The 13,712-nt window shown below is 44.8% G+C and carries 11 protein-coding genes; 6 read left to right on the top strand and 5 right to left on the bottom strand.

Features of this window, described 5'->3' with window-relative positions; genetic code table 11:
* Positions 1-11: 11 nt before the first annotated feature.
* The 4 genes from cbiM (at position 12) to FFM84_RS06385 (ending at position 4,280) form a co-directional block, all read left to right on the top strand.
* On the top strand, positions 12-995 hold the full coding sequence (cbiM, locus tag FFM84_RS06400) for a cobalt transporter CbiM (RefSeq protein WP_130844444.1): 984 nt from the start codon (positions 12-14) through the stop codon (positions 993-995).
* The gene (locus FFM84_RS06395) at positions 973-1,806 is read left to right on the top strand and encodes an energy-coupling factor transporter transmembrane component T (RefSeq protein ID WP_130844445.1); all 834 of its coding nucleotides are present in this window, start codon (positions 973-975) and stop codon (positions 1,804-1,806) included. Before cbiM ends, FFM84_RS06395 begins: the two co-directional genes overlap by 23 nt.
* Positions 1,793-2,524, top strand: a complete 732-nt coding sequence (locus tag FFM84_RS06390; RefSeq protein WP_130844446.1) for an energy-coupling factor ABC transporter ATP-binding protein — start codon at positions 1,793-1,795, stop codon at positions 2,522-2,524. Before FFM84_RS06395 ends, FFM84_RS06390 begins: the two co-directional genes overlap by 14 nt.
* A 163-nt stretch (positions 2,525-2,687) precedes the next feature.
* Positions 2,688-4,280, top strand: a complete 1,593-nt coding sequence (locus FFM84_RS06385) for a cation:proton antiporter (RefSeq protein WP_130844447.1) — start codon at positions 2,688-2,690, stop codon at positions 4,278-4,280.
* 604 nt (positions 4,281-4,884) lie between these two features.
* On the opposite strand, the gene FFM84_RS06380 is transcribed toward FFM84_RS06385, so the two are convergent.
* Genes FFM84_RS06380 through FFM84_RS06365 form a run of 4 tightly spaced genes read right to left on the bottom strand, consistent with a single transcriptional unit; the run spans position 4,885 to position 9,820 of the window.
* Positions 4,885-7,182, bottom strand: coding sequence for an FAD-dependent oxidoreductase (locus FFM84_RS06380; protein ID WP_130844448.1), 2,298 nt, complete (start codon positions 7,180-7,182; stop codon positions 4,885-4,887).
* Complete coding sequence (locus tag FFM84_RS06375) at positions 7,175-8,131, bottom strand: FAD:protein FMN transferase (RefSeq protein ID WP_130844449.1); 957 nt, start codon at positions 8,129-8,131, stop codon at positions 7,175-7,177. The genes FFM84_RS06380 and FFM84_RS06375 overlap by 8 nt, the downstream gene beginning before the upstream one ends.
* A 22-nt stretch (positions 8,132-8,153) precedes the next feature.
* Complete coding sequence (gene aroD, locus FFM84_RS06370) at positions 8,154-8,915, bottom strand: type I 3-dehydroquinate dehydratase (RefSeq protein WP_130844450.1); 762 nt, start codon at positions 8,913-8,915, stop codon at positions 8,154-8,156.
* Between the two features lie 23 nt (positions 8,916-8,938).
* Positions 8,939-9,820, bottom strand: a complete 882-nt coding sequence (locus FFM84_RS06365; RefSeq protein WP_130844451.1) for a shikimate dehydrogenase — start codon at positions 9,818-9,820, stop codon at positions 8,939-8,941.
* Between the two features lie 143 nt (positions 9,821-9,963).
* Between FFM84_RS06365 and FFM84_RS06360 the strand changes: the two genes are divergently transcribed.
* Positions 9,964-10,893, top strand: coding sequence for a LysR family transcriptional regulator (locus FFM84_RS06360; protein ID WP_130844452.1), 930 nt, complete (start codon positions 9,964-9,966; stop codon positions 10,891-10,893).
* A 79-nt stretch (positions 10,894-10,972) separates the two neighbouring features.
* Here the strand turns inward: FFM84_RS06360 and FFM84_RS06355 are convergent, their stop codons facing one another.
* The gene (locus FFM84_RS06355; RefSeq protein WP_130844453.1) at positions 10,973-11,512 is read right to left on the bottom strand and encodes a hypothetical protein; all 540 of its coding nucleotides are present in this window, start codon (positions 11,510-11,512) and stop codon (positions 10,973-10,975) included.
* Between the two features lie 509 nt (positions 11,513-12,021).
* On the opposite strand from FFM84_RS06355, the gene FFM84_RS06350 reads away from it, so the two are divergent.
* A complete protein-coding gene (locus FFM84_RS06350) occupies positions 12,022-13,665 on the top strand; it encodes a peptide ABC transporter substrate-binding protein (protein WP_130844454.1) in 1,644 nt (547 codons plus the stop codon).
* Positions 13,666-13,712 lie beyond the last annotated feature (47 nt).

Raw genomic sequence — 13,712 nt, 5'->3', positions numbered from 1 at the left:
GGTGCTCATCCGTGCATATTCCGGATAATTATTTAAGCCCCGCTACTTGTGGGACGCTGGTTACCGCGATGGTCCCCATTTGGACTGTGGCGGTTTTAAAAGTTAAAGTTCAACTCAAACGTCAGCGTGAAACATTACCCATGTTGGGGATCGCCGCTTCACTGGCGTTTTTAATCATGATGTTTAATTTACCGATTCCTGGTGGCACTACTGCTCATGCGGTCGGTGGTACTTTGTTAGCCGTACTCATTGGCCCTTGGGCGGCATGTTTAGCTTTGACCGTCACCTTATTCCTACAGGCACTACTCTTTGGTGATGGCGGTATTTTGGCCTTTGGCGCCAATGCGCTCAATATGGCGGTCATCATGCCATTTGTCGGCTATGCTTGCTATCGCCTTGGACAAAAGTGGCATCATCCAAAAGTAGGTTTAGCCATCGGTGCTTACCTTGGCATCAATACCGCAGCACTGGTTGCCGGTATTGAGCTCGGTTTACAGCCCTTAATTGCGCATACAGCTAGTGGCGCCCCCCTTTATTGCCCCTATGGCTTGAACATTGCCGTTCCCGCCATGCTTGGCGCGCACTTACTCGTTGCTGGTTGGGTTGAGGTCGGCTTCACCTTGTTAGTTTATCAATTTGTCCAAAAAGTGGCGCCAACTAGCCTCTATCAAACGGCACCTAAAACGAGTCAACGCCGGTGGCTGGGCCTATTACTCGGGCTAGCCATCTTGACACCACTTGGTTTACTGGCTAGCAATACTGCTTGGGGGGAATGGGGACCTAGTGAGTTGAAACACTTACTGGCACAACAACATTTGGCTGCTCAAGTCCCACAAGGGATGGCCCACGGTTTTCATTTCCAAGCGTTATTTAGTGATTATGCGATTGCCGGCTTACCGGTGAGCTTAGGCTACATTTTATCGGCCTTAACTGCGATCGTGATTTTCGGCTTATTGATTCGAGGTTTACAACATGATCCCCAACCCAAAAACTGAACTACCAAACTGGCTACAACGGCCAACGCCGCCGACTAAAATTCGACGACGCTATTCCCGACAATTTTTAGCACATAATCAACGCCGGTTACGCCATTTATTACGACGATTAGCCCAACCAGCACCAGTTGTCACCAGCAACTGGCACTTGTCAGCTCAAGCTAAACTTTTACGTTTAGGTTTAATGCTTGGACTGATTGCCAGCGTTCAAAGTCCAAGTTGGTTATGGCTATTAGGCCTAATGCTCGGCATACAACTCATGCTATTGCCGCCACGCCAACTCCGTTATTTTGGTCGTCATTGGCTACTGGATTGCCTAGTTGCTGGCCTGGTCGTCTTACCAAGTTATTGGTTGGCAGGACCCACAACGGTGCTCTTCTTTGGACTCAAAACCAGCTTAATGCTGGCGCAGGCCCTGCATTTTCGTTTAACAACGCCTTTTGCAGCTATTTTGACTGGATTAAAAGCTTGGCATTGTCCCAATGTCATCATCATGACGTTGGCAATTGCCATGATTTATTTACGAATGCTTGGTCAATATTTATTGCAAACCACTGAAGCCATGGATTTGCGTTTGGTGGCGCCAGCGCGACATCCTTATCACTTAATCGGGGCCTTATTCGGCAATCTTTATTTAAAAAGCTACACCTATGCCTTGGAACTTTACGCTGCAATGGAGGCTCGCGGCTTCAACGGACAATACGTTAAAGCCACTGCCACCAATCGTTGGCGTGACTACTTGGCCGTCAGTCCTAGTTTGCTATTAATGGGCTTGTGGCTGTTTGGAGGACATTATTTTGGCATTAATTGACTTAACGGATCTAAGTTATGACTACCCCAATACTTGCGGCCTAGCGTCTTTAAGCTTAACCATCAATCCCGGTGAATTCGTCTGTTTAATGGGGCCAAATGGTTCTGGCAAATCAACTTTACTACGCTTGTTAAGCGGCCTAGCAACGGCTACTCAAGGGACTTACCATTTTAATCAACAGTTAGTTGATTCAGGCTACTTAGCGGATGCGGTAAAACGCCAACAACTTCATCAACAAATTGGGATGGTTTTTCAAAATACCGATGTGCAATTATTTAATCCAACGGTTGCTGAAGAAGTCGCCTTTGGTCCCCAACAACTTGGACTATCACCGAGTGAAGTGACTAAGCGCATTAACGATTGTTTGGCCTTAACGCGCAGTGCTGATTTACGCGATCGTGTCCCCTACCAACTTTCTGGTGGGGAAAAGAAACGGGTCGCCTTAGCGAGTGTGCTGGCACTAAATCCGCAAGTTTTATTGTTAGACGAACCACTTAACGGCCTCACCATCGCGGCTCAACAGCAGATGTTAACCTTGCTGCAACAATTACAAGCTGCTGGTAAAACCATCATTATGGCCAGTCACAACTTTCAACAAGTTCAACCGGTGGGTCAGCGATTCCTAATTTTTAATGCCGATCACCAGGTCACCGCTGATGTCACTGCCAGCGAGTTAGCGACACTCCCTGATTTACAAGCACAATTAATGACTTTATAGCCCCCTTTGTTTCACGTGAAACATTTTAAAACCCAGCTAGCTAAGGTTGCGATCACCGCAATTTTAGCTTGCTGGGTTTTAATTTAAGGACTCTTTAATTCAGCCTTTCGCACACAACAGGTACAATAAGTTGATCATTAAAAAACAGAGGGGGTGTTGACTGATGCATCTGATGCTTTCGACGTTCATTCTGGTTTTAGCCGCTATTATCAGTATTTTCGCTTCACGCGTCTTAACCAAGATTTCGGTCAACTATATTAGCATGCTCGTTGGGGTCGGACTCTATCTGATTCCAGTATTGAGTCATCACATTGAGAAGTTTGATTCAGAAATTTTTATTGGCCTAATTGTGGCACCATTGCTCTTTTTTGAAGGCCAAGCAACCCGATTAAATGCCGTTGGTAAAGAGCTTAAACACATTATTCAAACCACGGTGGTCTTAGTCATTCTTGCAACTATTGTGGCTGGTTTCAGCATCCGGTTACTAGGCATGGTTAGTTTACCACTGGCCTTTATTTTAGCCGCGGTAAGTACCCCCACTGATGCCACTGCCATGGAATCCGTCACTAACGGCCTAACGATGCCACCAACCGAAGGTACCTTTCTGAAAATGGAGTCGCTCTTCAACGATGCTTCCGGAATCATTTTGTTGAATATGGCCGTTTTGTGGACGGTCAATGGGCGCATTAATTATGGGCAAACCTTGATTGACTTTCTAGTATCGGCTGGCGGCGGGGTGCTATTTGGCGCCGTTATGGCTTGGATCATCGTTTTATTTCGCCAGGTCTTATTGCGTTCTTCCTATAATGCCTTGAACGCCTCACTGTTAGTCTACTTAGCGACACCGTTTGTCCTCTACTACACGGCAGAAGCGATTCATGTTTCTGGGATCATCGCCGTTGTGGTCGCTGGATTAGTGCATAACGCTGAAGCGCAGCGTAGTCGCCTGATTAATCCGCAACAAGTGCACTTCGCTTTTGATCTAGTCGGCATGATCACCGAAATTTTCAACAGCATCGTGTTTGTTATTCTGGGCTTCATGTTCGTTAAGATCACCGCTACCGAACACTTAGGCATCGGCTCTTGGAACTTTCTGCTCATTGGAGTCGTCCTCTACTTCGCCAATCTAGTCGTCCGGTTTGGCTATAGTCGTCTCCGCTTAAAATTCAACCAACGGGCCGCTTGGATTTTTGCGTTAGGCGGTGTGCATGGCGCCGTCACGTTGGCGCTAGCCTACACCTTGACGGAAACTGCCATTAAAACTGCCGATTTCCGTTTAGTCTTAATGGCTGCTAGTACGCTCATTATTTTAAGCATGTTAGTCCCCACCATCGTTTTTCGGTGGCTACTTAAGCCGGCTGTCACCGATGAACAAGCAACAACTGAAATCGATAAATTGCGGGTCGAAATGGTGCATCGGGCGATTGAAACGGTACAAAAAATGTATCTACCGCCTAACGTCAAGGAATCCGTTATTTTCGATTTAATGACCCAAAAGCAACGCACCCGCACACGTGATTTTACCCGCGCTTGGGTAAGCGTCGTGCGCCGTCCAGAATTTACAGGCGCGGAAAAAGAACTAGAAATGCGCGCCTTCATGAACGCGCTCGACCAAGAACGGCAATATCTCGACATGGTTTCACAACGAGAAGTTAAATATCAGACTTATGTGTTTAAACTTTATAACGAAACGTTACTGGCAGAATCGTTGATTATTGGGCCAACTATTTTTGACGCCGATCAAACAGATAACTAGCAAAAAATCTAAAGGTTGAAAGTTAAGTATGACGGTAAAAGCTTTACTAGAATTGCCTTAAGTCATGCTAAATTGATCACCTACGCCAGCTAGCGATTCTGCCGGCTGTGGGGACCGGTTCCAGCCAAAGCGCAGGCTTCCACCTCGCTTTTGAGCCTAGCCAAAATCACTAGTCTCAAAAGTCGTCCATATCGTAAAGTCCGGGGAAACCACCCGGACTAACGATATTTTCACGGCCGGCGCCATCACTGACTGGCTCCGGTTGTATTGCGAATAGCAATCAATTTCGTAATCACCATCATAACCAGAGCGAGTCCACATTGAGCCCAGCCGTGGGAAGCTCTTAGTGATTTATCGCTTAGAGCCTGGCGCTTTTGAAACGCGGGTTAGGCGGTTCAAAACGACGGTTCAGACCGCTTTTTGGCTGAACCGGTCCACCCACAGCGTTCCGGCTCAATGTGGGCGAACGATAGGTGGCAAGTAAGTGGTGAATACTTACCATATCAACCGATTATTACTAAATAAGCAACTTTCAGTCTTTAGATAATAAAAAAAGATGGGCAACCACTCAAATTTGAGTTTGGTTGCTCATCTTTTTAGGCACTTAAGCCAAAACTGGTGTTGATTCGTCAGTTTCAATAAACATTAAGAAGTTGTCAAAGCATTGCTTTAAGAAATCAACGCTCCCTTGATCCATTAATTGGCCGCGATCATCAAACTGTTTCGCTGCTTGTGGCAACATGAATTCATTGCCAGGTAATACTTTAGCATCAACACCGGGTGAATCCAAAATTTGCCGTAAGTTCATTTGCGCACGAACCGTGCCTTGAATCCCTAAAGAGGTCCCGACAATCATGACTGGTTTGCCTTTAAATGGATGTTCCTTGCAAGATAACCATTCTAACGCACTCTTGAGCGCCGCTGGAACTGCGTGATCGTATTCAGGGACCGCAATCACAACCCCATCAGCTGCATCAATCTTAGCGCTCAGATCGGTAACCGATGCCGGTGCCTCATCAACACAGTCTTCGCAGAATAGTGGTAAATCTTTGATTTCTTCAATACTAAAATCAACTTTAGCGTCAAATAAATCCTGCATCGCACTTAACAAATCCCGGTTATAAGACTTGCTAGCATTAGTACCCATCAAGGCGACGATATTTAACTCAGTATCGCCGGTCGCTTTTTGGGCCTCAGCATTGTCGCTGGCTGCCGCACCAGCGACATACCCGGATGAAATGCCCCAAGTATTCATCATACTTGGCATTGAGTCATGACCATTAGCGCCGCCGGCCACTTCGCCGGCTGCATAGTAATTCGCCACGGGAACGGTATCTTTAGTGATCAGTTCCAAGTCAGGTGTCGTCACCGAATAGCCACCTAACGTAGTGGCAAACCGGCCACGCTGTTCAATTAAGTAATACGTGTCACCGTCAAAGGTGTGCAAATATTGGGCATCCCGTTTGAATTCAGGATCCTGACCAGCTTGTGCATAGCCTTGATAAGTCGTGACAGTTTGTTGTAATTGTTCAACATCGATACCTGCAGCTTTAGCAACATCCGTTAAGCTACCTTTTGTAAAGATCGGTGTTTGATCGGGATTATCAAAGAAGCCTTGAATTTCTTTTGGTGTAAAGTCATGTAACACAAGTAAATCGTAAACTTGTTTCCAAGTCCGCTCGTCCATCAACAAATAAGCTACTTTATCTGGTTGTGCCAAAATCGCATCCCGAAAATCGCTGTAAACGGCCGATTCATTAACGATCCGATGGCCTTTGGTATTCACATACAAGGCGCCCATATCAGTCGCTTGCTTCGAGGCATACGTCGTTAACTTCGCAACGCCTGGTTCAACTTCGACCCCATGTGGGTAAACTTTATACCAACCTAAATCATGCGTTTGCAAGTTTAATTTCGCATTGAAATCATAAGCATCGCCGGTGGATGTCATCGGGCCATAATAGTCGAGGCCTTGGCTTTCAGCGCCACGCATCTTTTGACTGGCACCGTGACCACCGGTAGCCAACACGATTGAACGGGCTTTGATTTTAACTGGCGTTGAATGTTGATAAGCAACGAGGCCATTAACTTCGCCATGGCGGTTAAACGTTAATTCCTCCACCCGCGTATCTAACAACGTCTTGCCACCATGCGCATTAAAGGCTTTTGAGACTTTTTGAATAAATTCGTAACTGCTAGCCGTGGGTAGTTCAATTTGACGATTAATCGAATGTTCTGGCGTTTGAGTTTGCGCTTTTTGATAGTGCAAATCAGCAAAGTCACTAATGAAATCAATCGCTGGACCAATGTTGGCTGCCATTAAATCGGTCATCGCCGGATAATTAGTGTGCTTACTTTCGCGAGCCACATCCGCCGCTAACGTTGCCGGCGTATCATGATTATCGCCAAAAATCTTAGCGGCCACTTTAGACCCAGTTCCGGTTACATTTGAGCCGTTTAAAATAGTGGCGCCACCTAAGTAGCCGTTCTTTTCAACTAAGATGACTGATTGCCCCTTCGTTAAAGCGCGACTCCCAGCGACTAACCCAGCTTCTCCACCACCAATCACCACGACGTCAGCACTTAAGTGTTGCGTATTGGTCGACTTAGCAGCCATGGGTTTCGGCGTCAATTTGACATCGTTAGCCGCCACTGCTTTTTTCGCCGAATCGAGTAATGCTTGGGTCATGACCGTCGCGCCACTAATGGTATCAACGTTAAAAGATTGCGCGGTAATCACGCTCTTTTTTAACTTATCAATTACTTGGTTAAAAATTCCCGATGTTTCAGAATGCTTCAGAATCTTTAAATCTTCAATTTGGTTATCATCGACATCGACTTCGTAACTAATGATGCCATTGTGACCTTGAGCTTGACCCTTAATTTGTTTGACATTACTCATAGCAATACACTCCTTCACTCAAATGCTGTAACCCAGCCGTCACATGAACGTGCTGCTGGCGATCGATAAAGATGGCCTCGACATTAGGTAATTGATTCAGCCATCGGACGCCAGCCACGGCGCCTTTAAAAAAACTTACGGTTGATAAAATTTCAGCGTATTCGGACTGATCAGTCAAGATCGATACTTGCTCGATCGGATTAGCCACCGGATAGCCGGTTTGTGGATCTAAAATATGATGATAGAGTTTTGATCCAATCCGAAAATACCGCTCAAAAATCCCGGAAGTGACGACCGTTTTAGCCGGCGTCACCACTTGCAAAACTGGCGTCCCACGAGGGGCTTTAGGTGCCTGAATGCCTACTGCCCAAAGCCCGGTATCGGTTGTCGGGTTAACGCCCAATACCTTTACGTTGCCACCTAGATTAACGATAGCTTGGGTCACCCCAGCTTGTTGCAAGCGTTCAATCAGTTGATCGGCAAAATAACCTTTCGCGATCGCCCCTAAATCGAGTTGCATCCCAGGTTTCGTTAAGTAAACACTGTGTGCCTGCGCATCAAGGACCACGTCTTGCGGATTCGTTAACGCTAAGCACCGCTGAATTTGCGTGGATGCCGGCACCGTTTGCCCACCAAAACCAATCTGCCAAAGCTTGACGACTGGTCCCATCAACACGTTGAAGCTCTGTGAGTAGACCTGTGACGCTTTGACTGCCCGCTGGACTAAATCAAAACACGTGGGGCTTACCACGACTGGTCGTACGCCAGCTTGGCGATTAATCGCCATCAGCTCTGAATCTGGGCGGTTCATCGAAAACGTTTGATCCATTTTTGTTAAATAGTCGTAAAGTGCCTCGACTAACGGTTGATTGGGCGTAAAGAGCGTAATGGTGATGACAGTTCCCATCATCGTAAATTGGGAAATATATTTTTTTTGCGTCATCACCATCACCTCCCTATCGGTTAAAAACCTAACTCAATTTCAATGCTTGTAACATTGGGCGTAATTGGGTCAGCGCCATTTGACCAGGTGCCGACCCGGCCCCAACTGTCGCAAACGATAAACACGACCCAAAGACTTCGCCGGCAAGTCGCGAAACTTTCCCTAGATCACCCATTGACATCGTAATCACTGGTTGAGATAACGTTTGCCGCGCTTGATTAGTCGCCGTCAATAACGTCAACACATCATCCACGGACTGTGGCATCACCGCAATCTTAGGTACGTCCGCGCCGAATTCAGCCATACTAGTTAAGCGTGACACAATTTCAGCCGCGCTGGGGGTCGCTTGAAAATCATGATTACTCATCACAATAACGACATGTTGATCATGAGCCGCGGCAACGGTTGCCTTAACAGCCGTTTCATCGTGATAACGTTCAACATCTAAGGCATCGGTGAATTGACCGTTAATCACCGCTTGGCAGATGTCAAAGTAAGCCTGCTCAGACGGTAATAACAATGCCCCGCCTTCGCCTTGGGTCCGAAATGTCGTTAATAAGGCAATATCACCCAAAGCTTGCCGAATTTGTTGTCCGGCAGCGACTAATTTTTCCGCATTCGTCACATCGGCGAAATAATCAATCCGCCATTCCACTAAATCAGGCTTTTCAGCGACGATTGGTTTTAATTGTTTTAATAAGGCTGCCGTTGTACGTCCAGTAATTGGCACAGCCAGTTTGGGCCGATCTTGACCTAAGAAAATATTGCGAACTTTTACTGCTTGTGTCATGTTAAATGACTCCTCTCGTGAAACTACTGTTGGTCATCATCAAAGAGAATTTGGCGAATATAGTCAACTGGCATATCTTCACCTGTCCAAAGTTTAAAGGCCGCGGCACCTTGTTCAAGCATCATACCTAAACCGTTGAAAACATGTTTAACACCCGCTTGTTCAGCGACTTGCATGAGTTTCGTATTCCGTGGTGCATAAACGGTATCAAAAACGACTAAATCTTCACGGAACCAACTTGGATCAGTGACCAACGTTTCATTTTCTAAGGGTTTCATCCCAACCCCCGTAGCATCAGTATAAATAAACGAATCAGCAATTTCAGCCTTTAAATCATCGCGATCTTCAAGTTCATGTAACGTGGCCTTGCAATCAGTCTTTTCATTCAATAACTCAACATTGCGCTTGGCATTGTCCCAAGAATCATCATGCAAGTTAAAAATCGACATTTCAGTAACGCCATCTAAGGCAGCCTGAACCGCAATTGCGGTACCAGCACCACCAGCACCAGCTAAGGTCATCTTATGGCCACGGATGTTAATCCCTTCGTCATCCAAAGACTTCATAAACCCGATCCCATCAGTCGTGTAACCGGTTAAAATTCCGTCGTCGTTAACAATCGTATTCACCGCGCCAATCATTTCAGCGGCTGGATCTAATTTATCCAATAATGGGATAACTTTTTGTTTGTTAGGCATTGAAATGTTAGAACCGCGCATATCAAGGGTCCGAATGGATTGAATCGCGGCCGGCAACGTCTCGTTAGTCACTTCAAATGCCAAGTATGCGTAGTTTAATCCCAACTTTGCGAACGCGTTGTTGTGCATGGTTGGTGACATTGAATGTCTGATTGGGTACGCCATCAGGCCAATTAAAATTGTGTGTCCATCGATTCGTTCCGTCATTTCAAATCACTCCTAAATTTCTGATTATTTTTTAAATTGTTACTTAATTCACTTGCTATGTTAGCAGTTTCATTTATTATATTAAATAGGGATACGTCGTTTAATTTATTAAAAAATTCTATTAGTCAAAAGGAGTTGCGCTCATGAACTTACGGCACTTGCTTTTCTTCAAAGAACTCGCACGGACACAACATATGTCTCAAGCCGCGGAAAACCTTGGTATTTCGCAACCATCACTCAGTTACGCCATTAAAAAACTCGAAGATGAATTGGGTGTGCCGTTGTTCGAACCCGATGGCCGCAACATTAAGCTTACTCAACTTGGTGAGGTCTACTTAAAATACGTTACCGCCAGTTTAAACGATTTATCACAAGGTAATGAACTCATCAGTCAGTTGATGGACCCGAATCAAGGACATGTCAATTTTGGATTCACTTATACGATGGGCCAGCAGCTCGTCCCAGAGCTGGTTACCCATTTCAAAGCTGAAGAAAATAACCACGCCATCACATTTACCATGGGACAAAGTAATTCAGCGCACCTTTTACAGGATCTCGATCGCGAAAAGTATGATGTTGTGATTGCCTCTTACGTCGATAAATTGGGCGACTATGAAACGGACAATCGCTTTCAGTTCATTCCGATCGTCCAACAAGAAATCATGGGCGCCGTTCCCGCTGATAGTGAGTTAGCGCGACTTGAAAAGCTTACTTTAGATGACTTACTCGCTTATCCGTTAATTATGTTCTCTAAGAATAGTGGTCTACGCCCCTTAATTGATCAAATTATCCAAACCGCCACGGTCGAGCCACAAATCTTGTATGAAGTTGAAGAAGATCATACAATGGCTGGCTTTGTACAGTACGGTTTAGGGGTCGCTTTGATGCCTTATTTACCATTATTAGATCAAAAGAAGATCCGTTTACGCCATCTCGCTGATAACGACTTGAACCATCAGATGTATTTAGTCGTCAAACAAAACCGGTTTATGACACCATCTGTGCATCGGTTTGTCGAGTTTGTGCGTAGTTATTGTTGGCAACATTATACGAATGTTGGGAAAATGATTTAAGCTTGATATAAAAAGGTAAGCAAGGAATCGGTTCCCTGCTTACCTTTTTATATCACTTTGACAGTCATACTTATAGCATCTAATTTGACCGAATAGTCAAAATTAAAGGAAGGCCTCTTATATACTTAACTTTTTTAATCCACTCCTGCTTAATATAAAGAAAAACCGTTTGTGCTGAGTTAGCGTCTAACTCATAAGCATATTCATGTTGTTCTAACCATTTCGTATCAAACAATTTCTCCCAGTCTTTTTCCAGAGTCAAACCGCTATCCTCATCAAAAAGTAGGCGATTTAAAACAATTGACCAACTTTCAAAGTTAGTTTCAAGAATTAGCTCATCCGGTACCTCTACCCATAAATGGACGGCGGCCACACGTTTATCCATAGGTGGATTTAATTGATAAGCCTCGATTGGATACGGACTGGGCCAACCCCAAATCAAGGCTTGTCTTGTATCTAGTGGACCACGTCTTTTAACATATTGGTCGCGTAACCAATCATAAGCCTGTTGAAACTTTACATCTGGATACACAATCCCCATTTCACATTGTCGGCTAGTCGTCAAAATATCCCCAGACTGTTTTAAAAATCGCTGTTTTTGAAAAGTTTCGATTAGCATGAATTCCCCCCTTATCTCATATATGCTAGTTTAAATTAAGCTTGTTTAGAAAACCATCAAATAGAATTTTATGTTGACAAACGATTTCCCTAAGCTGTACACTAGTCCCAACTTAAATATCCGTCCTTTTAAACCAATGACGTGGAGATCAAGATTATCGTGCCCGCCCAGAGAGTCATCGTTGCTGAGAGTATGACCGAACGCAGATAATTAAATGGACCACCGAGGGCTTTTCCGAAATTACGAGAGTACGAAAAGACGTGTGACATACGTGAGTTGTCAGGAGAATGTTAGTTCTCTATGGAGTTGGCGTGCATATTTAGTCAATTAGTGGCTAAAGTGGGCGCAATTAAGGTGGCACCGCGGTTTTTAACCGTCCTTATACCAGCATTGGCTGATAAAGGACGGTTTTTTTGACTTTTAAAACGGGGTGAACCACATGCAACAACGATGGCAAAGCTTAATGATGAACTAAACCAACAAACAACTTATTTTGGAGGACATTTATCATGAGCTTAATGGCACACAAAAAATCATTATTAGTTTTAGGCGGCATTATTATTATCGGCGGCATTGCGTTTACCGTTAAAGCGAACTCACACGCAACCAAAACTGCCGCAGTTCAAAAAATCAATTTATACGAAAGCACCAATTTAACTAGTCTCGACACATCTAAGATTACCGACGGTGTTTCTAGCGCACAACTCAGTCAAGTTGACGAAGGCCTCTATCGGTTAAATAAAAACAGCCAACCCGTCAACGCCCTAGCCACTAAGACCACAATTACCAATCATGGCAAGACCTACACAATCGACTTACATCACAATGGTCGCTGGAGTAACGGTCAAAAAGTGACGGCTCAAGACTTTGTTTACTCATGGAAACGGACGCTTAACCCTAAAACTAAGTCAGAATTCACTTATTTGTTTACCAACATTAAAAATGCCGATGCCATCGCAGCCGGTAAAAAATCAGCCAATAGCCTCGGCGTCAAAGCAACTGGTAAGTATCAATTAACGATTACATTAAGTAAACCCGCGGCCTACTTTAAGAAGCTACTTGCTAATACCACGTTCTATCCGTTGAACAAGACCGCTGTTCAGAAATATGGCACTAAGTACGGTACCACCGCTAGCAAAACGGTCTATAATGGTCCCTTCATCGTCACTGGCTGGACTGGGACTAACGATAGCTGGACGTTGAAAAAGAATCCAACCTATCGCGCTAAAAACGTGGTCAAACTCAAGTCAATCAGCTATCAGGTCATTAAGTCTGGGACCACGGCTTACAACCTTTACCAAGCCAATAAACTTGATATGGTAACGTTAACCGGTGAACAAAACGTTCAAAATAAAGCTAACACGGCGCTAAAGACCTTACCCGCTGGTCGAGTGGGCTTTATTCAATACAACCAGAAAGACAAAACCGCGGCTAATCGCGACTTACGAACGGCGATTTCACTCGCTATCAACCGTAAACAATTAGTTAACAAAGTCCTTGAAAACGGCTCAGTTGCGGCCAAAAGCTTTGGCGTTAGCAATATGTTGAAGAATCCTAAGACTGGGACTGATTTTGTCACCGATGCTAAAGTCAAAAATACGGTCGATTACAATTTAACTGAAGCTAAAAAATTACTAGCAACGGCGAAGAAACAACTGCATCGCTCACAATTAACTTTAACCATTACATGTGCGGATGACGATACCAGTCATCAAGCAGCCGAATTTATCCAAGGACAATTGACCAGCCATTTATCTGGGGTAAAGGTTAACGTCCGGGCAATGCCATTTACATCGATGCTCACTAAAGTTTCCCAAGGTGACTTCCAGCTTAATTTAACAAGCTGGGGCATTGATTTTGCTGATCCAGCACAGGTCTTAACGATTTTGACGACTCATAGTAATTCTAATATGGGCCATTATACGAACAAAACCTATGACCAAGCATTGGCCAAAGCGGATGGCTCCGATGCTATGAACACGACGGCACGCTATCAAGATCTGGTTAAAGCAGCTAAAACGGCAATGCAAGATCAAGCAGTGACCCCACTCTATGAAGGTCGATCACATATTTTAGTGAAATCCCACTTAAAAGGTGTGGTTTATAACCAATTCAGTGGTGATATGAACTTCCGAACAGCCTATGTAAAATAACTCAATCAAAAGCCAACGACTGCCCTCAATAAGGCAATCGTTGGCTT

Origin of the sequence: Lactiplantibacillus mudanjiangensis (assembly GCF_005405385.1) — a bacterium.
In the GTDB taxonomy this organism is placed as follows: Bacteria; Bacillota; Bacilli; order Lactobacillales; family Lactobacillaceae; genus Lactiplantibacillus; species Lactiplantibacillus mudanjiangensis.
This window is presented reverse-complemented; position numbering and strand designations above follow the sequence as displayed.